This window comes from Candidatus Avoscillospira sp. LCP25S3_F1 (assembly GCF_052117125.1).
Classification (GTDB): domain Bacteria; phylum Bacillota; class Clostridia; order Oscillospirales; family Oscillospiraceae; genus Avoscillospira_A.
In genome coordinates this window covers 1-23,130 of sequence record NZ_JBQKJT010000026.1, presented here as the reverse complement: position 1 = coordinate 23,130, position 23,130 = coordinate 1, and the positions used below count along the sequence as shown (strand labels likewise).

At 59.2% G+C, this 23,130-nt stretch carries 20 protein-coding genes, 1 rRNA gene and 1 riboswitch; of the genes, 5 read left to right on the top strand and 16 right to left on the bottom strand.

The window, feature by feature from the left end; genetic code table 11:
- Positions 1-35: 35 nt before the first annotated feature.
- A complete protein-coding gene (locus tag ACTQ33_RS15520) occupies positions 36-578 on the top strand; it encodes a 5-formyltetrahydrofolate cyclo-ligase (protein ID WP_441465438.1) in 543 nt (180 codons plus the stop codon).
- Positions 578-1,207, top strand: a complete 630-nt coding sequence (locus tag ACTQ33_RS15515) for a DUF3786 domain-containing protein (RefSeq protein WP_441465444.1) — start codon at positions 578-580, stop codon at positions 1,205-1,207. Before ACTQ33_RS15520 ends, ACTQ33_RS15515 begins: the two co-directional genes overlap by 1 nt.
- Positions 1,208-1,257: 50 nt before the next feature.
- Here ACTQ33_RS15515 and ACTQ33_RS15510 read toward each other — a convergent pair whose 3' ends face one another.
- The 14 genes from ACTQ33_RS15510 to ACTQ33_RS15445 all read right to left on the bottom strand — a co-directional run bounded on the left by ACTQ33_RS15510 (position 1,258) and on the right by ACTQ33_RS15445 (position 16,835).
- Positions 1,258-2,085, bottom strand: coding sequence for a formate/nitrite transporter family protein (locus ACTQ33_RS15510; RefSeq protein WP_441465437.1), 828 nt, complete (start codon positions 2,083-2,085; stop codon positions 1,258-1,260).
- Positions 2,086-2,114: 29 nt separating this feature from the next.
- Positions 2,115-2,972 (bottom strand): bifunctional 5,10-methylenetetrahydrofolate dehydrogenase/5,10-methenyltetrahydrofolate cyclohydrolase, encoded by an 858-nt coding sequence (locus ACTQ33_RS15505; RefSeq protein ID WP_441465436.1) that lies wholly within the window; start codon positions 2,970-2,972, stop codon positions 2,115-2,117.
- A 50-nt stretch (positions 2,973-3,022) separates the two neighbouring features.
- Complete coding sequence (locus ACTQ33_RS15500) at positions 3,023-3,637, bottom strand: cyclodeaminase/cyclohydrolase family protein (RefSeq protein WP_441465435.1); 615 nt, start codon at positions 3,635-3,637, stop codon at positions 3,023-3,025.
- A gap of 96 nt (positions 3,638-3,733) precedes the next feature.
- Positions 3,734-5,404, bottom strand: coding sequence for a formate--tetrahydrofolate ligase (locus tag ACTQ33_RS15495; RefSeq protein ID WP_441465434.1), 1,671 nt, complete (start codon positions 5,402-5,404; stop codon positions 3,734-3,736).
- A gap of 206 nt (positions 5,405-5,610) precedes the next feature.
- Positions 5,611-6,231 (bottom strand): DUF3786 domain-containing protein, encoded by a 621-nt coding sequence (locus ACTQ33_RS15490; RefSeq protein ID WP_441465433.1) that lies wholly within the window; start codon positions 6,229-6,231, stop codon positions 5,611-5,613.
- Position 6,232: 1 nt separating this feature from the next.
- Positions 6,233-8,158: a corrinoid activation/regeneration protein AcsV gene (gene acsV, locus ACTQ33_RS15485; protein WP_441465432.1), complete on the bottom strand. Its 1,926-nt coding sequence runs from the start codon at positions 8,156-8,158 to the stop codon at positions 6,233-6,235.
- Positions 8,159-8,568: 410 nt separating this feature from the next.
- Entirely contained in the window at positions 8,569-10,698 is a 2,130-nt protein-coding gene (gene acsB / locus ACTQ33_RS15480) for an acetyl-CoA decarbonylase/synthase complex subunit alpha/beta (RefSeq protein WP_441465431.1), read from the bottom strand.
- Between the two features lie 135 nt (positions 10,699-10,833).
- Entirely contained in the window at positions 10,834-13,122 is a 2,289-nt protein-coding gene (acsE, locus tag ACTQ33_RS15475) for a carbon monoxide dehydrogenase/acetyl-CoA synthase methytransferase subunit (protein WP_441465430.1), read from the bottom strand.
- Between the two features lie 21 nt (positions 13,123-13,143).
- Positions 13,144-14,088 (bottom strand): acetyl-CoA decarbonylase/synthase complex subunit delta, encoded by a 945-nt coding sequence (acsD, locus tag ACTQ33_RS15470; protein ID WP_441465429.1) that lies wholly within the window; start codon positions 14,086-14,088, stop codon positions 13,144-13,146.
- Positions 14,089-14,121: 33 nt separating this feature from the next.
- Positions 14,122-14,889 (bottom strand): nucleotide-binding protein, encoded by a 768-nt coding sequence (locus ACTQ33_RS15465; protein WP_441465428.1) that lies wholly within the window; start codon positions 14,887-14,889, stop codon positions 14,122-14,124.
- 66 nt (positions 14,890-14,955) lie between these two features.
- A complete protein-coding gene (locus ACTQ33_RS15460) occupies positions 14,956-15,885 on the bottom strand; it encodes a methylenetetrahydrofolate reductase (RefSeq protein ID WP_441465427.1) in 930 nt (309 codons plus the stop codon).
- Positions 15,886-16,058: 173 nt separating this feature from the next.
- Complete coding sequence (locus tag ACTQ33_RS15455; protein WP_441465426.1) at positions 16,059-16,286, bottom strand: hypothetical protein; 228 nt, start codon at positions 16,284-16,286, stop codon at positions 16,059-16,061.
- 13 nt (positions 16,287-16,299) lie between these two features.
- Complete coding sequence (locus ACTQ33_RS15450) at positions 16,300-16,491, bottom strand: CooT family nickel-binding protein (RefSeq protein WP_441465425.1); 192 nt, start codon at positions 16,489-16,491, stop codon at positions 16,300-16,302.
- A gap of 14 nt (positions 16,492-16,505) precedes the next feature.
- The gene (locus tag ACTQ33_RS15445) at positions 16,506-16,835 is read right to left on the bottom strand and encodes a hypothetical protein (protein WP_441465424.1); all 330 of its coding nucleotides are present in this window, start codon (positions 16,833-16,835) and stop codon (positions 16,506-16,508) included.
- A 291-nt stretch (positions 16,836-17,126) separates the two neighbouring features.
- Between ACTQ33_RS15445 and ACTQ33_RS15440 the strand changes: the two genes are divergently transcribed.
- The 3 genes from ACTQ33_RS15440 (at position 17,127) to ACTQ33_RS15430 (ending at position 19,632) form a co-directional block, all read left to right on the top strand.
- Entirely contained in the window at positions 17,127-17,450 is a 324-nt protein-coding gene (locus ACTQ33_RS15440; RefSeq protein ID WP_441465443.1) for a metal-sensing transcriptional repressor, read from the top strand.
- 110 nt (positions 17,451-17,560) lie between these two features.
- Positions 17,561-17,657, top strand: a riboswitch (THF riboswitch).
- An 82-nt stretch (positions 17,658-17,739) separates the two neighbouring features.
- Entirely contained in the window at positions 17,740-18,333 is a 594-nt protein-coding gene (locus ACTQ33_RS15435; protein ID WP_441465423.1) for a folate family ECF transporter S component, read from the top strand.
- A 33-nt stretch (positions 18,334-18,366) separates the two neighbouring features.
- Complete coding sequence (locus ACTQ33_RS15430; RefSeq protein WP_441465422.1) at positions 18,367-19,632, top strand: bifunctional folylpolyglutamate synthase/dihydrofolate synthase; 1,266 nt, start codon at positions 18,367-18,369, stop codon at positions 19,630-19,632.
- A gap of 106 nt (positions 19,633-19,738) precedes the next feature.
- Here ACTQ33_RS15430 and clpB read toward each other — a convergent pair whose 3' ends face one another.
- Together clpB and rrf are read right to left on the bottom strand one after the other, a co-directional pair.
- Positions 19,739-22,333 (bottom strand): ATP-dependent chaperone ClpB, encoded by a 2,595-nt coding sequence (gene clpB / locus ACTQ33_RS15425; RefSeq protein WP_441465421.1) that lies wholly within the window; start codon positions 22,331-22,333, stop codon positions 19,739-19,741.
- Between the two features lie 688 nt (positions 22,334-23,021).
- Positions 23,022-23,130, bottom strand: a 5S ribosomal RNA gene (gene rrf / locus ACTQ33_RS15420); the annotation flags it as partial.

The following is a 23,130-nucleotide window of genomic DNA, read 5'->3' as shown; positions in this document are numbered from 1 at the left end:
CTGGCGATCCGGGCCTTTTTTCAGAGGTGTATCCTATGGATAAAAAAGCGCTGCGCCGGGAAATCGGCGCATTGAAAAAGCAGCTGACGGCGGAGCAGATCGAGACGGCCAGCGCCGCTCTGGCCCGGCAGCTCTTCGCCCATCCCATCTATCAGGCAGCCCAGTCCATCTACGGCTATCTGTCCTATAATCAGGAGGTCCGCACCATGGCCATACTGGAGCAGGCCCAGAAGGACGGAAAGCGGGTGGCGGTGCCCAAGGTCTACGGCGACCAAATGGAATTTCTGTGGCTGGACGACTTAACGGCGGTGGCCCCCGGCGCCTATGACATTCCCGAGCCCGTGGCCGACGAACCCATTGCCGACGACGATACAGCGCTGATTCTCATGCCCGGTCTGGCCTTTGACCGGGAGGGCCGCCGCTGCGGCTACGGCGGCGGCTTCTACGACAAATGGCTCTCGCACCACCCCGGTCATCCCCTGGTGGCACTGTGCTACGGCTTTCAGATGCGGGACCAGCTGGAGACGGACCCCCACGACGTACCGGTGGACGTGGTCCTATGGGAGGCCATTGTGTGATGGAGGGTCAGAATTATGAACGGCTGTGCAGCCAATGGGCGGCGGACCTGGCCGCCCGTTCCGTGGAGGACCTGTTGGAACGGGTGCCGGAATTACAGCCCGACGGGCCGGGCCGCTATGTGATATACCACTTCAGCCGCCCCTACCACTACGACAGCGCCACCGGTCTGGTGACGGCGGCTGACGGCGGCTATGCCACGGTATTGCAGCGGCTCAATATCTACACCCTTTTGGCCTATTGTCAGCGTGATGCACAGCCAACGGGCCAATGGGTACCGTTCCGGGAGGTTCCCGGGGCCGGTCCCTATGCCCCGGCCTTCCAGCGGGGCAATCTGGAACCTTTTGCCGCCACCTTTGCAGGGCACCCGGACGCCCTGCGGCGGGCTGTAGCGGCACTGGGCGGGACGTCGCTGCCCGAAAGCGACGTGGGCTTTCAGCTTTCGGCCTTTGCCTGCATTCCCATGCGGTTTTACTTTTGGGACCGTGACGAGGAATTCCCGGCCCAGGCCAACATACTGTTCGATTCCGGTGTGGGCCGGTTGATCCATGTGGAGTCCACCGTAACCCTGGCCACCGAGGCTTTGAATCGGCTTGCCGCGTATGCCGATCTTCCCGTAGCGGAATCGTGAGACCATAAAAAATAAGACTGGCGCCGCAGCGTCAGTCTTATTTTTATCAATCACGCTTGATTGCCGGATTTGCGCAAATGGGCAAACCACATGGTGCAGCCGATCAAAACGCCGCCAACGATGTTGCCCAGCGTGACAGGAATCAGATTGCCCGTGATGTAATTGCCCCAGGTCAGGCTGTCCAGCGCGATACCGGCAGCGTTGGCCGACTCCACATAGGCCGGGACGTTCTTGGCAAACAAGCCCAGCATGCAATACGTCATATCTGCAATGGAGTGGTTAAAGCCACAGGTCACAAAGAACATAACCGGAACCCATGCGCCGATAAACCGGCTGATGCCGTCCTTACCCGACAGGGAAAACATGACGCCCAGGGTAACCAGGATATTGCACAGAACGCCCATAAAGAATGCATTCTGGAACGGCATGGTCATCTTTCCGGTAGCCAGCTTCATGGAGTACACCGCCAAAGCATTGGAACCGGCGCTGAGCCAGCCAAAATAAGCACAGATGGCGGACAGCAGCATGGAGCCAATAAAGTTGCCGATGTATACAAAGAGCCAGTTGCGCAGCATGTCCTGGACCTTGACCTTCTTCTCCAGCACACTGATGGTTATAAGGGTATTGCCGGTAAACAGCTCCGCGCCGGACAGAATGATCGTACCGAGACCGAACGCAAACAGCAGGCCCGACGTCATGCGGATGGTGCTGTTATTGTCCAGGGCATAGGTGGCAATATTGGTCACACAGGACGGAAAACCAATGAGAAATCCGGCCAAAATACCCATCCACAGCATTTTGGAAATGGGCAGCTTGGATTTGGCTACGCCGGCATTGGCATAATTGGCCGTGGTCTCCGCAGCGGTAAATAAATTCATAGTTTTTTCCTCCAGTGGGAGGGAAACCATTACACGGTAGCAGCAGCTGCCTCCACTACATGGCCGATGAGTACGGAAGTTGTGACGCTGCCCACGCCGCCGGGAACAGGGGTGATGGCCTCAACGATGGGCTCAATCTCCTCGTAGACCGCATCGCCGGCGATGCCGCCCTTGGCCTCGTCCCAGTTGATGGACACGTCGATGACGATCTGGCCGGGGCGCACATACTCCTTGGTCAGGCTGCGCAGAACGCCGGCGGCAGACACCAGGATATCGGCCTCCCGGGTGACGGAGGGCACATCCTTGGTGCGGGTATGACAGACGGTGACGGTGGCGTTGCGGGCCATGAGCATCATGGCGGCGGGCTTGCCGACCACCAGGCTGCGGCCGATGATGACGGCCTTCTTGCCGGTGCAGTCAATGCCGTAATGGTCCAGAATCTCCATGCAGGCCGCGGGGGTGCAAGGAGCATAACCCATGCTCTTGCCCATGAATACGCCGGCATTGGAGAGGTCCGTCATGCCGTCCACGTCCTTCTTGGGGTCCAGACGGTTGCAGATCTCATCCTGGTCGGCCTTCAGGTGCTTGGGCAGGGGCCGGAACATCAAAACGCCGTGGATTTTGTCGTTGCCGTTGATCTCGTCGATGACCTTGAGCAGTTCCTCCTTGGTCACGTCTTCGGGCAGAACGAATTTCTCCACCTCGACACCGATGAGCTCCGCGCGCTTCGTTGCGCCGCGCTCATAGGAAAGATCGTCGGGCCGCTCGCCCACACGCACGATACCCAGGGTAGGAACGACGCCCTTGGCCTTCAGTTCCTCCACCTGTGCCTGTAATTTTGCGTTGAGGGCAGCGGTTACTTCCTTGCCCAAAAGCTGCTTTGCCATGTTTTTCCCTCCAAAAAGTCAGGGCCCCACGTGCCGCGGGGCCCGTTTCATTAAAAGTTTGCGCGGACCGCCGCGAAAATCTCGTCGGCCAGAGCGCAGTATTGGTCCAGCATACCGTTGGCCTTTTCGTTCAGCTCTTCGGCCTTTTCCCGGTTTTTCATGGACTTGGTATTGATGAACACATTGAGGCTAGCACTCAAGAGCGCGGCCTTGCAGCAGGCAGCGCCGCAGCCGGCGTCGGAGACGGCCAGGCGAGAACCTTTCTCTGCAAAGGTCTTGATGACGTCAATGGCTTCGCAGCAGGTCTCCATGATCTCCATGGGGACCGAGCAGGCCGTCACCGTTGCCTCCTCCAGGATGCGGTCCCGGTCGGGATCGTCCTTGGGAATGCCGTAGGCCTTGGCCAGCGGCTCAAAGCAGACGGCGTCCTGCGCCACCAGGTCCAGCAGCTTCCGCTGCAACGCGTCGGACTTGGCCTTGAGGGCCTGCATCTCCTCTTCCACATCGGCATATTTCTTTTTGCCGACGGTCAGAGAGCCGACCATGTTGCCCAGGGCCGTGCCGATGGCGCCGACCAGGGCCGCGGCGCCGCCGCCGCCGGGAACGGGAGCGTTGGAGGCCAGAACCTCCACAAACTCTTCACAGCTTCTCTTGGTAAACTCCATGGGTTCCTCCAATATGTTTCAAAAATATCATATGTTGGGGGCAGCACCGGCGAATTTGCCGGTGCTGCCGTGGCAATTTGCAGTTTTGGGAATCGATTAGAACAGGCCGGAAATCTTGCCGGTGGCGTCCACGTCGATGCGCTCGGCAGCGGGAACCTTGGGCAGACCGGGCATGGTCATGATCTCACCGGTGAGGGCAACCAGGAAGCCGGCGCCGGCGGAAACCTTGATGTTGCGCACGGTGACGGTGAAGTCCTTGGGAGCACCCAGCTTGGAGGGATCGTCGGACAGGCTGTACTGGGTCTTGGCCATGCAGATGGGCAGCTTGTCGTAGCCCAGCTCCGTGAGGGTCTTGATCTGCTTCTGGGCATTGGGGGTGAACGCCACGTCCTTGCCGCCGTAGATCTTCTGCACGATGGCGGTGATCTTGTCCTCGATGCTCATATCCAGCTCGTAGGCGAAGGTGAAGTCGTTGGGCTCCTCCACCAGACGGATCACTTCCTTGGCCAGCGCAATGCCGCCTTCGCCGCCCTTGGCCCAAACCTCGGACAGAGCCACATTGACGCCCAGCTCCTTGCACTTGTCCTCGACCAGCTTCAGCTCGGCCTCGGTGTCCAGGGGGAAGCGGTTGATGGCAACCACGCAGGGCAGCTTGTAGACATTGGTGATGTTGGAAACGTGCTTGAGCAGGTTGGGCAGGCCCTTCTCCAGCGCCTCCAGGTTCTCCTGGCCCAGGTCAGCCTTGGGCACGCCGCCGTTGTACTTGAGGGCGCGGACCGTGGCCACGACCACGACGGCGGAGGGGGTCAGACCGGCCATACGGCACTTGATGTCCAGGAACTTCTCTGCGCCCAGGTCGGCGCCGAAGCCGGCCTCGGTGATGCAGTAGTCGGACAGACGCATGGCGATCTTGGTGGCGGTGACGGAGTTACAGCCGTGGGCGATGTTGGCGAAGGGACCGCCATGGACAAACGCCGGGGTGTGCTCCAGAGTCTGAACCAGATTGGGCTTCAGGGCGTCCTTCAACAGAGCGGTCATGGCGCCGGCAGCGTTCAGATCACCGGCGGTGACGGGCTTCTCATCGTAGGTGTAGCCGACGATGACGCGGCTCAGACGGGCCTTCAGATCGGTGATGTCGGAGGCCAGGCACAGCACAGCCATGATCTCGGAGGCAACGGTGATGTCGTAGCCGTCCTCACGGGGCACGCCGTTGACGCGGCCGCCCAGGCCGTCCAGGACAAAGCGCAGCTGACGGTCGTTCATATCGACGCAGCGTCTCCAGGTGATTCTTCTGGGGTCGATGTTCAGCTTGTTGCCCTGGTAGATATGGTTATCCAGCATGGCGGCCAGCAGGTTGTTGGCAGCGCCGATGGCGTGGAAGTCGCCGGTAAAGTGCAGGTTGATGTCCTCCATGGGAACGACCTGGGCATAGCCGCCGCCGGCAGCGCCGCCCTTGACGCCGAACACGGGGCCCAGAGAGGGCTCACGCAGGGCGACGAGAACGTTCTTACCCAGCTTCTTCAGGCCGTCAGCCAGACCGACAGTCGTGGTCGTCTTGCCCTCACCGGCGGGGGTGGGGTTGATAGCGGTCACCAGAACCAGCTTGCCGTTGGGGCGCTGGATCTCGTTGAGCAGATTATAGTCAACTTTTGCCTTGTACTTGCCGTACTGCTCCAGGTACTTCTCGTCAACGCCGGCGGCCTTGGCGATCTCCTGGATGGGCAACATGGTAGTTTCCTGAGCGATCTCGATATCAGTCTTGAACATAGTTGGGACACTCCCTAAAAAATATTTGTAGTGAGCCGTTGGTTTGACTCAGAACAGACTGGATTTAAGCCCTCCTGCGGGCTATCTGCCTAATTTTTTGTCAGGCTGAAAACTATTCGATAGTTTTTTATCGACATGAAAAGTATACGCTTTTTTTATACAAAGGGCAAGTCACTAATTGCACAAAATTATTATGAAATCTCTGTTCACATATGACATTTTCCATCACCGATGAGAATGTCGGCGCAGACCACCCGGTCTTCGGCTGCAAACACCTCGGCAAAATTATCGGAAAACAGGATCTGGCTGTTGGGCGGGAACTCGTCGTCCCCCTCCCACACCAGCAGCTGCATAAAGAGTCCCGGCAGAAATTCCACCTGATACCCGGCGTCGCCGTGTTCCACCTTGGTGGCGCCCATCTTCTCCATGGCGGCGCGGAAAGCGGGCAGGCGGGTGCCGAAGGTGAACGCCGCCCGGGTCAGGCAGCGGCCCGTGAAGGGCTTGATGTACACATCGCCCCAGGGCATTTCCCGGAAGGTCAGGAATTTGCCGCCAAAGGGTACCGGCTTGGACTCCATAACGTACCGCATCAGCAAAATCTGGGCGGGGATGTTGTTTAATGCAAAGCCCGCTCCCCCGTCGGCCGCAATGGAGAATTCCGGCCAGTGGAGATGATAGGTCACCCCCAGCATCGTCACGGTGAATGTGCCGGTTTCCGCGTCGTAGGGTACGCCGCTCTCGGCGCTGCGGGCCGCCGGGTCCATCTCTTTCCACTGGTCGCAGTAGTGGCCGAAGGGCACCAGTTCCTTATTGTTTTCGACTTCCATTTCAGACCTCCTGATGGCTGGACGGGAACAGGGACCCGTTGGTGTGGGGGATAAAGCAGGCGGCCACAAAATTGTCCATGTAGCCGGGGTTGGTGGACAGCTCCAGATACGTCATATTGGCGGCCAGTTCATACGTCTTTTCCTCGGCGTGGGTGGACAGGGCCATGGCGTAAGCGCCCGCCAGGGAGGAATTACCGATATACGCGAACTTCTCCAGGGGGATATCCGGCAGCATACCGATATTGACGGCGTTTTTCATATTGATGCCGCTGCCAATGCCGCCGGCCACCAGGACATGCTCCAGCACCGACACGTCCATGTCCAGCGAGGACAGCATGGTGTCAATGGCGGAGAAAATGGCGCCCTTGGCCCGGATGAAGCTGTCGATATCCACCTCATTGAGGGAGATCTCCCGGCCCGTGGCCGACTCGTTCTCAAAGGCCAACACATAGCGGCCCGTGCCGTGCTCGTCGCGGCGGACCCGCTGGCCCTCCCGGACAAACTGGCCCTTGGCGGAGATGATGCCGCAGCGGTACAGCTCGCTGATCAGGTCGATGATGCCGGAGCCGCAGAGGCCCACCACCTTCTGGCCCGGCTCGCCCACGATGGACAGGGTCGGCTCCATGGTGTCCTTGTCGATGGTGATGGCCTCAATGGCGCCGTCGGTGGCCCGCATGCCGCAGGAGATATCGCCGCCCTCAAAGGCGGGACCGGCGGAGCAGGCGCAGGACATCATGAAGTCCCGATTGCCGAAGACCAGTTCGCCGTTGGTGCCCAGGTCAATAAACAGAGTAAACTCGTCCTTATCCCACAACAGACTGGCCAGTGCGCCGGCGGTGATATCACCGCCCACATAGGAACCGATGTTGGGGGACAGGACCACATCGGCGTCGCCGTGGGCATAGAGCCGCAGATCGGCGGCTTTCAGCCCCTGCCAGCGGAAGAAGCTGGGAATATACGGCTCCATACGGACCCAGTCGGCCTCCACGCCCAGGAGCAGATGGTTCATGGTGGTGTTGGAGGCCACGCACATGCGGAGAATCCGCTCCTTTGCCACACCGGCGCTGCGGCACAGGGCTTTCAATATGGGATTCAGCGTTTCATCCACAATGGCCTTTTGCAGCTTTGCCCGGCCGCCGGGCTTGCCCTGCTCAATGATGCGGTTGATCACGTCGGCACCGTAGCGGATCTGGCCGTTGCCGGAGGAGGCCTTGGCCAGGAGTTTGCCGGTTTTCAGGTCCATGAGAACGGCGGAAACGGTGGTGGTACCGATATCGATGGCTACGGCACACATGGGCATCTCCTTGGCGTGGACGTCCATCAGCCGGAACGTATTGCCCTTGCGCAGGCCCGAGGCAAACACATGGAAATGATCCTCCCGGAGCCGGTGGGCCAGATGGAGCATACAGTCGAAGGGAATCTCCACATGCTCCACGCCCAGGGCCGCCTCCAGCGCCCAGGTGATGCGCTCGTTGTCCGGCATGGTGTCGTCCAGGCTGGGCGCGTCCATTTGGAGTTCCACGGTAGTGAACTCATTGGAGAAGTCCACACCGGCGGCGGTGACATCGGCCATGAGCTTTTCAAAGATGGCGATTTCCTCGCCGCTGCTCAGGTCCGCCGTCTTCATGCGGCTCTGGTAGGCCGAGGCGATATCAGGCACCAGCACCGTCACATCGCCGCAGACGGTGCTGCCGCAGGCCAGCCGCCACCCGTCGGCCAGGTCCTCATCGGAGATATGGGAGGTGGGCATGGCGTTTACCGTGCCGGATACCAGCTTCACACGGCATTTGCCGCAGGAGCCGTTGCCGGAACAGGGGGCGTCAATGGCCACATTGGCGCTTCTGGCCAGCTCCAGGAGATTTGCCCCCTCCTGGGCGGAAATCTTCACCTGCTGACCGTCTTCAAATTGGAAAATGACTTCATACATGGGGATTTACCTCAGTTTCATATGATATGCTTTAGGGACCGTGGAAAGACCGGTCCATGGGAACAGGCAGGGCTCCCCTGCCCTTTCCCATAGTCCGGAACGTGGTGGGGTTGGCGGGGAGAATGGTTTGGGGAATGGCTCCCCCGTGCCCCCATCCGGGGGCCGCAGGAGCCATGGCGGCTGTAACCAGCCGCCGGAGATTGCGCCGTCTGCGGACGGCGCTGCGGACGATTGGATGGAGTTCGCCCGCTGCGGCGGGCGGATGTTTCGCCCCGTACGCGGGGCGACCGGGGGCGCTGCCCCCGGGACCCCTGCAACTTTTTTGAAAAAAAGTTGATTAAAAACTTTATCTTGCGATGGCCCGACCCGTAGAGCGGGGGCGTTCCCCCGCCCTACGGGATTCAATGCGATTACATCAGCGGGTCCATGCCCAGAACGGGATGGTTTTTCTCCTGCAAGAATGCCAGCAGACTCTCGGCGTCCTCACAGATGGTCTCGTCGCCGATCATGTCGGTAAAGTTATCGATGCCATACAGTTCCTTGGCCGTGGCGTTGAGCTTGGGCGCCACATCATCCTTCAGTTCCTTGGGCATCCAGACGATACGCTCTACGCCGCCCTCGGCGTACATGAACTTCTTGGAGGAGATGAAGTGACGGCCATGGCCCATGAAGCCGGGGGTCTGGACGCCGCCGCCGGTCATGGAAGCCAGCTCGCCAAAGGTCATGCCCGTGGGGGTCATACCGGCAAATTCCCGGTTGACGATGACCACGCCGTTGCTCATCGGCTCAATGCCGCAGATGCATTCGAAGCAGCCGCAGGAGGTCATGGGGTCCTCCATGATGGAGTACAGGCTCACATGCTCCAGCGCGCCGTGGGATGCCTCGTTGACCATGCGGTCCACGTCGGGATAGTAGCCCTTGATGGGGTCGGTGCAGCCTTCCTTGCTGATGGGCTGAGAGGGACCGGCGTCGTTGAGTTCCTTGGTGGCCTTGGCATCCAGCCAGGACACGGCGCCGCAGAGGCCCAGGCGCTCGGGGGTGACCACGCAGCAGTGGGCCGGGGCAAAGGACTGGCACAGGGTACAGGTGTAGAAATGGTCCACACTCTCATCGGTCATGGACGCCAGACGCTCGTCGCGGGCGTTATAGGCGGGCATGGCCTCTTCGTCCAGAATGCGCTTGGCCTCCACCGGGTCGGTGACCAGGGTGACCTGGCACTTATCCACGACGGCGTCAAACTCATCCATAATCATGACGTACAGGACCTCTGCGAAGTGCTTCATGCGCAGGCCCTTTTCATAGGCGTCCTTGCTGATACGGATACGGAACTGGTTCCGCTGGCCCGTGTGCATGACGCCCTCCATGTAGTTGAACCAGGCGTGGATTTTCCGCTCGATGACGGCCTCGAAGTCCTTCTGCATCTTGGGACCGGCCACTTCGATATAGGTTGCCAGGGCGTATTCTGTCTCGCCGGAATCGATGTCGGGGCCTACCAGGGTGATCTTGTGGTCCTCCACCTGATCCAGATCCCGCATGGTCACCAGTTCACAGGTGGTGTTCTTGGCGGACCAGAACTCCACTTTCATGTCGGCTTTACGGATGATCTCGCCCTCAAAGGCCGAGGCAAAGGCCACAGGGATGGGCAGCTCCTTGACCTTGATCTTGATGTTCCGCAGCTCCAGGGAGTGCTTCACCGTCATAGTATGGTCGGTGACGGACTCCAGCGCGCCGGGTACCTGGTTCTCGCCCAGGTCCACATCCACAATGACGGGGAAGCCCAGGGCGATGGCGCCGGCGCCGGCGGAGACGACGACATTGTTCAGCTCGCCGAAGGTGTTGACAAACGCCGGGACACGCTCCTTGGTGTAGGCCAGCAACCCCTGGAGATCGCCGGGCTGGACATTGCCGAAGATCAACGCGGCGCGAATTGCCACGGTGACCACATGGATGACGGCCGTGACATCGTGGCCCAGAGGCACCACGCGAAGCTCCAGGCCCATCTTGACGCCCTGCTCGGCAGCCTGCTCGATGCAGTCGCCGATGAGGAAGGTCATAAGGCCCTTGGATTGGTAATCCTTGACCACATTGGCCACCTGAGACGCCTCGGCAGCCTTGCCCAGGACCACGGCCACGCCGGGAATATCGCCGGTGACCAGCGGTACGCCCAGGGAGCGGATGACGGGGTCCGGCACAAAGCCGATGCCGGATTCGTTGGCATAGGGGTCGCCGCCCTCCACATACTTGAGGGCTTCCAGGATCTCCGCACCCACGGCCGTGGCAAGGCCCGCATTGAGGGCTTCGCCCAGGTCCTCCTTGTTGGAGATCAGGCTCTTGAGGACGCCCACACAGGCGGGCAGATCGCCCAGAGTCGTCACCTTGACGCCGGTGGCTGCGTAGATGGTGGGGAAATAATAGGCCGTGTCGGGAAACGCAATCTTCTGGTCGGCGCCATATTTGGCGATGGCCTCGTTGACAGCCCCTTCGGTCAAACCAGCTACGGCATTGGAACCGCCGTAGATCAGATCGGTTAAAACACTCATAGTTTATTTCCTCCTTTTTTTCAATTGCGAACCAGTCCCCGCCTTTCCCCATCTGCATGTGGAAAAAGCGCGGGGAACAGGCGGCTTACGCCGCCCGTTCCCCGCGGCAATGCGTGAACTGATGGGGTGAGCGAATCAGATCTCCAGGTAGGAGTCGGAGTACAGCTCGTTGTTCTTGAAGATATCGCAGGACTTGATGGTCTCCATCAGACGCTGGTCGCAGGGGTTGACGATGGCGGAGGTCAGACCCTGCATCATGCACATAGCCACCAGAGCGGAGTCCATGATGGGACGGACGTTCTTGGGGGCGCCGTTGGAGTTGTTGGACAGACCGCCGGTGGACTTCAGGCCCTCGTCGGAGAACAGCTTGATGGCGTTGAGCACGTCCATCTGCTTCTCCTGCATGCCCTTGACGACCAGGAACAGGGGGTCGAACCACAGGTCGTCGGCCTCCATGCCCAGGGACATGCCGCGATCCAGCATGTGGTGGCAGTGGGTCATACGCTCGTCGTTGTCCTTGGCGATGCCGTCGGCGGAGCACAGGGCAATGACAATGGCATCGTTGGCGGCAGCCAGGTCGATGTTGGAGATACGGGATCCGGCGTCAGCGGAGTTGACGATGGGCTTGCCGTTGGTACGGTTGTACACGGCGATACCGGCCTCGATGGCCTTCTTGTTGGCGGTATCCAGCGCCAGGGGAACGTTGTTGAAGTTCTCCTGCAGCAGGCGGACAGCCCAGGTCATCAGCTCGGGGCCGTTGGACTCGGCAGGACCGATGTTGACGTCCAGATAGGTGGCGCCGGCAGCGATCTGCTCGGCAGCACGCTTGAGGATGGGCTCCGGGTTGAAGGTCGCCATAGCCTCGCGGATGACGGGGCTGATGCAGTGGATGCGCTCGCCGATGGTGACGAATTTCTTGGACTCGGGGTTGTGGCCCTTGTAGGTGACTTCCTGGGGCACGACCTTGATCTCGGGGTACACCAGCTTGGAGAAGTCGATGGGAGCATCCTCCTTGACTTCCTCCACCTTCTTGCCGGCATCCTTGGGCTTGTTCGCAGCAACGGCCTCGGCAGCCTTGATGTGCTCGCCGTCCTTCAGGAACTTGACGATCTCAACGGCCTCGCGGGTACCGACAACCACGTTCCACTCAGGCAGCTTGTCGGCGATCTCGCCCTTCATGACGGCGACCTTGCCGGGGATGACCAGGGTCCGGTTGTTGATCTTACCGGCGATGTCCATCTCGTCAAAGTTCTTCTTGATGGTGGAGGAGGAGAACTTACCGGCAGCCCAGGCAGTCAGAACGGACATACCGGAAGCGTCGGTGATGATCAGGTTGATCGGCACCTTGGAACGCTCGATTTCGCCGGACACCAGGAAGTAGGTCAGGGCGAAGTCGACGGTCATCATGCAGGGATCGTCGGGCGTAGCGCCATTGATGGGGTAGATGCCGGGAGCCACCTTCATGGGCTTCTGCGGATCGGTGTAGACGTTCTGACGCAGGCCGTACAGGGGCAGAGCCTCCGCATAGGTCATGGTCTCCATGACGATGATGGAGCCGTACTTGATGGTGAACACAGAGGCCAGAGCGGTCTGCAGGTGCAGGTCGCCCTTGGCGATCTTGGCCAGGTTGACGATGGAGGGATAACCGCAGGTACGGTCGCCATCCTTCAGAGCGGAGCGGCGCAGCAGCACGGCGTTCTTGAAGGTCTCCTTGGCATCGGCGCCGGTGACGTCGACCACCAGGTTCTTGTTGCCGGCGCCCTCGAGCGCGGCCAGCACGTCGTGCATCTCCTCCAGGGAAGCGCCGGTGACACCCAGGACCACGCCGGCCTCAGTGGCAACCGCGTTCATGGCCTGCCAGTTGTCCTTGTTGGCGCCGCACAGGATGGGCTTGCCGTCCTTGCACTCGGCCAGAGCAGCCTTGGCCACATCGGCGTCGGCGCAGTTCAGAATCAGCGCACGGTTGGCGGCGGCAGCCTTCTTGACCAGCGCCACATACTTGTCGGCGCCCTCGCCGTTATAGTTGACGAACACGAACTCCACGGTCATACGCTCGCCGATACGCTCGTAGTCGATCTTGGCCAGGTCAGCCAGCTTGGCATCCACAGTGGCGTCGTCCATGCCGGTGCAGACGGGCACGGCGAACAGGTTCTTGGACACCAGAGTCTTCTCGTGACGGAACAGGACCGTCTCGCCGCCCAGCTTGTGGACGTTGTCGCCGGCGCCGACCTCCAGGGACTTCATGGGAGGTGCAGTGGCCTCGGACAGCAGGGCAATGGCCTCCGCGCTCATGTGGGGGCACTTATCGATAGAGACGGCGCCCTGGGCGACCTTCATGCAGAACGCCATGCAAGTGGGGCTGCCGCACTCCTTACAGTTGGTCTTGGGAGACAGCTTGAAAATATCGAGACCTTTTACAGCCATTCTATGTATCCTCCTTCCTGATTATACAAGAGCGTCGATCATCTTGGTGATAGCCGCGATGGAAGCGGGATGCGCCAGGATGACAGCATCGGAACCACCAGCCAGGCAAGCGGCCGCAGTGGTGATTTCCATTTCAATGCCGCGCTCTTCCGCGGGGCCCCACTCGGGCATCTCGGACTCAGGCATGATGGACTCCTTCAGGCCCCAGGTCTCAGTGGAGATGGGCGTAATGATGGGCATTTGCAGCATATTGTCGTTCTGAGCCAGGGCAGCGGCCTTGACGCGGTCCAGGGTGGAGGACACGTACTCGAAGCCGTAACCGGCGCCGGCGGAACCAACGTTCATGACAACGCTGCCGGCGGGCACGCCCATCTGGCTGATGAGAACGTTGAGCTGCTTGGCCAGGTTGATATCCACGGCGGACTCGGCGCCGACCTTCTGGCTGTAAGCCATGGCGACGGAGGCGCTGATGGACTTGTAATCCTCTTCGGTAGCGGACAGGAACAGCGCGTTCTTGCCCTGCAGCGCCTCAGCCAGAGCACCCAGCAGAGCGGCGTCCTTCTCAGCGTTCTTGCAGCCCAGGACAACCAGAGGCTTGGTCACAACGGCGGCGACCTCCTTGGCCTGCGCGACACATTCCTCAACGGACTTGTTGTGGCCGTTGGGATCGGCGCCCTCGAAGGACAGCGCGATGAAGGAAGCACCCTCCACGGTCTCGGCCTTCTTGGCCATCTCAGCCATGGTGTTGCAGCCGGCGTAGAACTCCTTGAAGCCGGGAGCCTGGAAGTTCTCCAGACCCAGGTCAGAAACCTCGATACCGACCTTGGGAGCGTTCTCCGTGGGAGCGTCGAAGGTGTAGAAGGGCAGGGTATTTCCACCGCCAAGAACGATGCTGTTGTCGCCAGTGCCCAGCGTCACAGCATTGATATGGGCAGAGAAAGCCTGCACCTTGGGAACGAATGCCATAGTGTTTATCCCCCTTAAAAAGTTTGAATGTATTTAAAGATCAAGATCTTCCATAAGTTTGTGGAGCGCCACCTTCACCGGCGACGTCTCCGGGATCTTCGAGCTGGGCTTGCCTTCGCAGTCATACTCGTAGACCGTCTCATCCTGGGGCAGAACGCCGGCCAGGACCAGACCATGCTTGTCGATCTCCTCGCGGACCGCGTCGTTGAGGACGCCGCCGGGGGCGCGATTGACGATGAGCTTCATGGTGTTGGGCTTCAGCTCCAGCTCGTCCACCATCTCCGCGATGCGGGCCACCGCCTGGATGCCCCGGCGGGAACAGTCGCTGACCAGCAGCATGGTTTCCACATGGGGCAGCGTGCCGCGGCTGATGTGCTCCAGGCCCGCCTCGTTGTCGATGACCATATAGCGATAGTTGTTGACGTACTTGTCCACCTGGGCCTTGAGCACGCCGTTGACGTAGCAGTAGCACCCCTTGCCCTGGGTGCGGCCCATGACCAGCATATCGAAATCCTTCTCCTCCACCAGGGCGTCGGAGAACTTCATTTCGGCGTAGTCCTGCTTGGTCATACCGGCGGGGACGGTGCCGTGGAGCTCTGCCTGGGCCATCTCCTCACGGATGGAGCCCAGGGTGGTCTCCACTTCGACGCCCAGCACCTCATTGAGGTTGGAGTTGGCGTCGGCGTCCACCACCAGGATGGGGCCTTTTTTCTGCTGTGCCAGCTGATCGATGATCATGCCGCAGATGGTTGTCTTGCCGACGCCGCCTTTGCCGGCGACAGCAATGGTATGTGTTGCCATAATGGGTATAAGCTCCTTTTCACGGGCCGGGAGTCATACGACGCCCGGCCCGCTGGGTTTGGATGCTCAGATCAGGTCAATAATACCGGCTTCCTTGGCAATCCGGGCCACATCCTCAAACTTGTTGAGGGCATACAGGTGGATGCCGTCGATGCCGCAGGCGCGGTACTCGTCGATCTGGCGAATTGTATACTCGATGCCGGCCTCCTTGAAGTCCGCCTTCTTCTGAGCGGCGGCGGCGTCGAAGGGTTCCTTGTCGAAGGGGTTGGGGAAAATCCAGTGCTTGGAGATCAGCTCGCACAGTTCACGGGGCATGACGCAGCCGTTGCGGCTGAGAGCCATGTTGATGGTGGCGGCCATGTCCAGCACAGGCATGATGCCCACGTCCACGGGCATCCAGATACCGGCGGCACGGATGGCGTCCATCCAGTAGCGGAACTGATCCATATCCCAGCACAGCTGGGTCATGATGTAGTCGGCGCCGTTGTCCTGCTTCTGCTTCAGGAAGGCGATGTCGGCCTCCAGGCTGCGGCAGGCGATGTGGCCCTCGGGGGAGCCGGCCACAGCGATGGTGAACTTGTCACCGAACTCCTGACGGACAAACTTTACAAGCTCCGTGGCGTAGTGCAGGTCGCCGCCGGTGCCGGTCCAGCCGAAGGGCAGGTCGCCGCGCAGAGCCAGCATGTGGTTGATGCCGTTGTCCAGGTAGGTCTGGAGCTGCTCCCGGATGCCGTCCTTGGTGTTGCCGATGCAGGTGAAGTGGGTGACGGGGGTGCACTTGCCGTCCTTCTTGATCTTCTTGAGGACCTCCAGGTTCAGGCCCACGTTGGTGCCGCCGGCGCCGTAGGTGCAGGAGATGTAGTCGGGATGCAGCGTGTACAGCTGATCCAGCACGCCGCCTTCACCGCACAGCTTCTGCATGCCGGCGTCGGTCTTGGGGGGGAACACTTCAAAGGAAAATGCGGAACGATTTTCAAAGATTTCAGTTACAGACATTGGGATACCCTCCAATATAAGTCGTAAAACAGAATTTCCTTAAACCGCAAAAAAGCGTCGCTTCACCACGGTGTAAAGACAGTTCAATACGTGGTAATGTTACCACATGCTCCTGGAATTGGCAAGGAGTAAAATGCCCAAAAAGCAGGAATTTTCGCCCCGCCAGCCGGTTTTTACAGGGGCGTAAACAGAAACTTCTGGAACAGCCCGTCGCACTCCACATAGATGCACCGGGCGCCGTCGGGCAGCTCCTGCTGCTCCAGGTGCAGCTCCTTGCCACGGATCAGAGACCGGACGTATTGTTCGGGGTCGTCGGTCTCCACCTCTTCAAAAAATACGTCGCGCATTTGGTTGCGGGAACAGCTGTTGGCGATTTCCCGTACCACTTCGTATTCTGCCATATGGGCGCTCCCCTCAGGACTTGGGTGCGATGATGACCTTGCCGTTGACCAGGTCGGCCATCTCAATATGGCCCTCCACGGTGATCTGGCGCTCCAGAATATCGGTGAGGGTCACGGTATCGCCCTGGCAGAGAATCTGCTGGACGTTGCTCATGAGCATCCGGTCGTCGGCAATGGCGCCGTTATAAACGGTGGAAAGACACATCGTATATCGCCTCCTTACTGGTGGTCCAGGGAGGCCAGCACCGTGGACAGGCGCAGGTTGCCCTTCTCGAAGTCGGCCACAGCCTGCATGACCTGCTCATAGGCGGTGTGATCGCCCATGTCGTCCAGCTTTTTTGCAAGGCCCGCCAGCTCATTGGCATGCTGGGTGTTGTGACCCACCATGTAGCGCATAAGGGCCATCAGCTCCGTCCTGGGGTCCACGTTCTGGCCGCAGCCGGCACAGTCGTGGTGCTCGCCGCAGTGGATGTGCTCCCCGCAGCCGTGGTCGTGGGGGTGCTCATGATCGTGGGGATGGGTATGGGGATGATCGTGATCGAGATGCATAGTCAGCGCTCCTTGGGCGGCTCTGTTGCGAGCCTGAAAGATTTTGCTCATATTATACAGCAAGCCACCTCGTTTGTCAAAAAAATGTCATGGTTCCTTTAATTACATTTCCAACAAAATATCCCCCCTCCCCCCATATATTCCGCTGAATCTCAATCTATTCCGTACAAACTGCAAGATTTCCTTTGCCTTTTTCCCAGTGGTGTGCTATAATAGCCAAAACTACACCTGCAAGGAGACCTTTCCATGGAGCAGCACACCCATGACCACGATGATCTCCATGCCCGCGGCATCGCCCACAGCCACGACGGCGACGGTGCGGGGCATGTCCACAGCCACGGCGGTCACCCCCATGTCCACGAAAACACCAAGGCCGTGCTCAACCGGCTGTCCCGGGCCATCGGCCATCTGGAATCGGTGAAAAAAATGGTGGAGGACGGACGGGACTGTTCGGAAGTCCTGGTGCAGATTGCCGCTGTCCGCTCGGCCATCAACAACGTGGGCAAGGTCATTCTCCAGGACCACATCCAGCACTGCATTGTGGACGCCGTGGAGGACAATGACCAAGAGGCCATTGAAAATCTCTGTCAGGCCATCGACAAATTCGTGAAATAACCGCCGGGGGACGGACTGCGACGCAGACCGTTCCCCTTTTTTTGAAAATTTTTTCAATTCCTATTGCTATTTCCCTGCAAAGCCGCTACAATGTGCTCGTAATAATGCTGCAGGGAGTAGAACCAGCGCGTCAAGTACCGGTTGGATGGGAGGTTGCCGCCGGGCGAAGGGGCCGTGCCTCGCGATGCTGGGTTCGCAACCGCCTAAGCAAGAGTCCCAGTCTACCTTTGGGTCTGGCATTGTCCGAATATCCACCCCAACCTCCTCCAAAGAAACGGAGGCTTTTTTTATGCCCAAAATCCCTTCCCCGGCCGCCGCGGCCACCGTATCCACCCGTACCATGACCACGCGCACCCTGGTGTTCTGCGCCTTGCTGGCTGCCATGCAGGTGGTCCTGGCCCGCCTCATTGTCCCCATGCCGGCCGCCGATGTCCGCTTCTCCATTGAAGCGGTCCCCATCTTCCTGGCCGGCGCCCTGTTCGGACCCGTCCCCGGCGCGTTGGTGGGCTTCGGCTCCGACATGATCGGATGTCTCTTCTCCGGCTACGGGTACAATCCCCTCTTTGCCCTGCCGCCCATCCTCTATGGTCTGTGCGGCGGCGTCTTCCGGGGCTGGCTCAGCCGCAAGACGTCCTTCTTCCGCGTTCTTCTGGCTTTCCTGCCCGCTGTGGTCCTGGGCTCTATCCTCTACCAGAGCGCGGCCCTTACCTATGTCTATTCCAAGGACGGCGTCTTTATGGTGGCATTTTTCACCCGCCTGGCCGCCCGCAGCCTCCAGTTCGCTCTGACACTGGTGGTGGAAGCCGCTGTGACGGATCTGCTGTTCCGTTCCCGTATATTCCATCGGGTGGGTCTGTGGCCTGCCAAGCCCCATAATGATTGATTGTTTTTTCCCAAACGAAAGGAAGTCTGAACCATGACCGTGCAGGAAGCACTGACGTACATCCATTCCGTCTGCTGGAAGGGCAGCGTTCCCGGCCTGGAGCGCACCCGGGAACTGTTGGACCGCATGGGCAACCCGGAAAAATCCCTGCGGTTCGTCCACATCGCCGGTACCAACGGCAAGGGCAGCACCGCCGCCATGACGGCCTCCATTCTGCGGCAGGCCGGTTACAAAACGGGCCTGTACACCTCGCCGTATATTCTGCGGTTCCACGAGCGGATGCAGGTGGACGGTGTGGAGATCTCCGACGAGGATCTGGCCGCCGTGACGGAGTTTGTACGGCCCCACGCCGAAGCCATGGCCGACCATCCCACGGAGTTTGAGCTGGTCAGCTGCATTGCCTTTGAGTATTTCAAGCGCAAGGGCTGCGACATCGTGGTTCTGGAAGTGGGCATGGGTGGTGAGTTGGACTCCACCAACGTCATCGACACGCCGGAGGTGGCCGTCATCACCAACATCGGTCTGGACCACACGGAGTATCTGGGCGACACGCTGGAAAAAGTCGCTTCGGCCAAGGCCGGCATCATCAAGGCCGGCGGTACTGCCGTCCTCTACCGCTCTACCCCGTCGGTGGAGTCCGTCTTTGAGGACCGCTGCAAGGCGGTGGGCGCAACGCTGGTCAAGGCCGACTTTGACGCCCTGCACAGCATTTCCCACGACCTGAGCGGCCAGGTTTTTGATGCCGCCGGGTATCCGGCCATCGAGCTGCCCCTGCTGGGCGAGCATCAGATGAAGAACACCGCCGTGGTGCTGGCCGCCATTGGGGTGTTGCAGTCCAAGGGCTACCACATCACGGAGGCGCAGGTCCGCAAGGGTCTGGCCACCGTGTCCTGGCCGGGCCGGTTTGAGGTCCTGCGGAAATCTCCCCTGTTCCTGGTGGACGGCGGCCACAATCCCCAGTGCATCGAGTCCCTGACGGCCAACATTCGGGCCTATCTCAACGGTCGGCCTTTGACCATCCTCACCGGTGTGCTGGCCGACAAGGATTTTCACTGTATGTATTCCAATGTGGCCCCCTTTGCCCGGGAATTTGTCACGGTCACCCCGGACTCTCCCCGGTCCCTGTCCGCCGCCGATCTCAAGGCATATCTGGAACAGTTCGGCAAGCCGGTAACGGCCATGGACACCATCGAAGACGGCGTCCGGAAGGCCATGGAGCTGGCGGGGCCCGACGGTGTGGTTCTGGCTTACGGCTCCCTCTACATGGTGGGCGCTATCCGAGAGGCCGCCCACGCATAACTTCTCCCCTTAACATTTAAAAGAGGGCGCACCGCAGATTTGCGGTGCGCCCTCTTGCCGCTTCTTCGACAGAAAAGCGATAAAAGTTGTACTTTGGGTGCGATGGTTATCGGATGATCAATGCACCGTTTTCCACGTCCACCGTCAGGTGGGCGCCGGGCTCCACCTCGCCGGAGAGAATACGCTTTGCCAGCAGCGTCTCCACCGTATGCTGGACGTACCGGCGCAGAGGCCGGGCGCCGAACGCCGGGTCATATGCCTCGTCCACAATAAAGGACTTGGCGCCGTCAGTGAGCGTCACCGTCAGCTGCTTATCCTCCAACCGTTTGTTGAGGTCGGCGGCCAGCAGGTCGATGATCTTGGTGATATTTTCCCGGGTCAGGGGCTTATAGAAGACGATCTCGTCGAGACGGTTCAGGAACTCCGGCCGGAAGGACCGCTTCAGCAGCGCCTGGACCTGTTCCCGGGCCTCCTGGGAGATTTCGCCGTTGTCCTCGATGCCGTCCAGCAGATATTGGGAACCCAGGTTGGACGTCAGGATAATGATGGTGTTCTTGAAGTCCACTGTACGGCCCTGGCCATCGGTAATCCGACCGTCGTCCAACACCTGCAACAGTACATTGAACACGTCGGGATGGGCCTTCTCGACCTCGTCAAACAGCACCACCGAATAAGGCTTTCTGCGGACAGCCTCCGTCAGCTGGCCGCCTTCCTCATAGCCCACGTATCCGGGAGGCGCACCGATGAGACGGGATACGGCGTATTTCTCCATATACTCGCTCATATCGATTCGGACCATGTTCTTCTCGCTGTCGAACAAGGCTTCCGCCAGTGTCTTGGCCAGCTCCGTTTTACCAACGCCTGTGGGGCCCAGGAACAGGAACGAGCCAATGGGCTTGTTGGGGTCCGCAATACCGGCCCGGCTGCGGAGAATGGCCTCACTGACCAGCCGGACGGCCTCATACTGGCCCACAACCCGCTTGTGAAGAATCTCCTCCAGCCCCAGCAGCTTCTCCCGTTCGCCCTCCATCAGACGGGACACGGGGATGCCGGTCCAACGCTGGATGATTCTTGCGATCTCCTCTTCGGTGACCTTATCCCGCAGCAGGCTCCGCTCCTTACCTGCCTGCGCAATCTGCTCTTCGGCCTCCAACTGCTTTTTCAGTTCGGGAATCCGGCCGTATTGCAGCTGTGCGGCCTTCTCCAGGTCGTACTCCCGCTGGGCTTTCTCCAATTCGGCGTTGGCGGCTTCCAGGTCCTCCCGGAGCTTCTGGACCTTGCCGATGGCGTTCTTTTCATTATCCCACTGGGCCTTCTTGGCGTTGAACTCGTCCCGCATTTCGGCCAGTTCTTTTTGAATCTCCGCCAGATGCTCCTTGGAAAGGGCGTCATCCTCCTTCTTCAAGGCAGCTTCCTCAATCTCATGCTGGATGATGCGCCGCTGGATGACATCCAGTTCCGTGGGCATGGAATCAATTTCCGTACGAATCATGGCACAGGCTTCATCCACCAGGTCAATGGCCTTATCGGGGAGGAACCGGTCGGTGATATACCGATTGGACAGGGTCGCGGCGGCAATAATGGCGCCGTCGGTGATTTTGACGCCGTGGAACACCTCATAGCGCTCCTTCAAGCCACGCAGAATAGCAATGGTGTCTTCCACCGTGGGCTCACCCACCATGACCGGCTGGAACCGGCGCTCCAGTGCGGCGTCCTTTTCGATATACTGCCGGTACTCGTCCAGGGTCGTCGCGCCGATACAGTGCAGCTCACCACGGGCCAGCATGGGTTTCAGCAGGTTGCCGGCGTCCATGGCGCCTTCGGTCTTGCCGGCGCCGACAATGGTGTGCAGCTCATCAATAAACAGGATAATACGGCCCTCAGACTTCTTGACCTCGCTGAGGACGGCTTTCAGCCGTTCCTCAAACTCGCCACGGTACTTTGCGCCGGCGATCAGAGAACCCATATCCAGGGCGAAGATGGTCTTATCCTGCAAGGTTGTGGGAACGTCGCCCTTGACAATTCGCTGGGCAAGCCCCTCAGCAATGGCCGTTTTACCAACGCCGGGTTCACCAATGAGGACAGGGTTGTTTTTGCTCTTCCGGCTCAGAATCCGGATGACATTTCGGATTTCATCGTCTCGGCCAATGACCGGGTCCAGCTTGTTCTGCCGGGCCCGTTCCACCAGGTCGGTACCGTATTTCTTCAACGCGTCGTAGGTCTCTTCCGGGTTGTCGCTGGTGACCCGCTGGTTACCGCGGATCGTCTGCAACGTTTTCAGACAGTCTTCCCGGTGGATTTGATACGTTTTGAACAGGGGGCCCAGTACGTTGTCGGGATGGTCCAGCATGGACAGGAACAGGTGTTCCACCGAGACAAACTCATCCTTCATCTGATCGGCCAGGTGCTCAGCGGCCTGGAACACATCGTCCACGGACCGGGCAATATAATATTTATCGGCCTCCCGACCGGAGCCGGTGACCTTGGGCAGCCGGTCGATCTCCTGACGGACCGCCGCCTCCAGACTTTCCACCGTCACGCCCATCTTTTGCAGCAGCTGGGGAATCAGTCCGTTCTCCTGCTCCAGCAGGGCCAGCAGCAGATGGCTCTGCTCAATCTGTTGGTTGGCGTGCTCCAGGGCGATGGCCTGGGCACCCTGGATGGCTTCCAGGGATTTTTTCGTATATTTCTGTGCATTCATAAAGCAATGACCTTCCTTTCCGGCGGCGACTTCCTTCTGTTCCTTCGACTTCCTTCCATGCTCCGCCGTTCTCATAGATTTTAGCACTCTCAATCATAGAGTGCTAACCTTTGTGACTACAATATACGCCTGTTTTCCTGCTATGTCAATAGGTTTTCCCGCCGTCCAATTATTATATTTTTGTGAACAACTGTTCGGTTCATACATTTGCATTGATGATTTTACGCTTTTGTAATATCTGCCCTCTAACTTATTTAATATTTAACTGATATGATAATACTGCAAGAAGCGATAGACTTTTTTCATTTTTCTCCCTCTTTTTTGTTATAGGATGAACGCCTCTGCCGGCTGGTCACCGGCGGAGGCGTTCTCCTGTCTTTGGCTGAGTTTTTCATGTGCTTCTGATGGGAAGCCTGCCGCGCAGAAGATCCGCAGGGCTCTTCCAAAGGTTCGCAACAATAGTTCATACTTATTTAATATCTGCCCACTTATAAATTTAATATCTCCTTGGTATGATAATCATGCAAGAAGCGATACAACTTTTTCATTTTTCATTTTCCCCTCATAATACTTCCTTTAAAGAACGGACAGACGAGCTGGTCACTCGTCTGTCCGTTCTTTCTGCTTCCATGGCTTATAGAAAATTAAAATGCAAAAACCGCGAACTGAAACCAGTTCGCGGTTTTTGTGTTGGCATTACCTATTTTCCCGTGCAGTCGCCCGCAAAGTATTTTCGGCGCAAACGAGCTTAACTTCTGTGTTCGGAATGGGAACAGGTGGACCCTCGCTGCAATCAA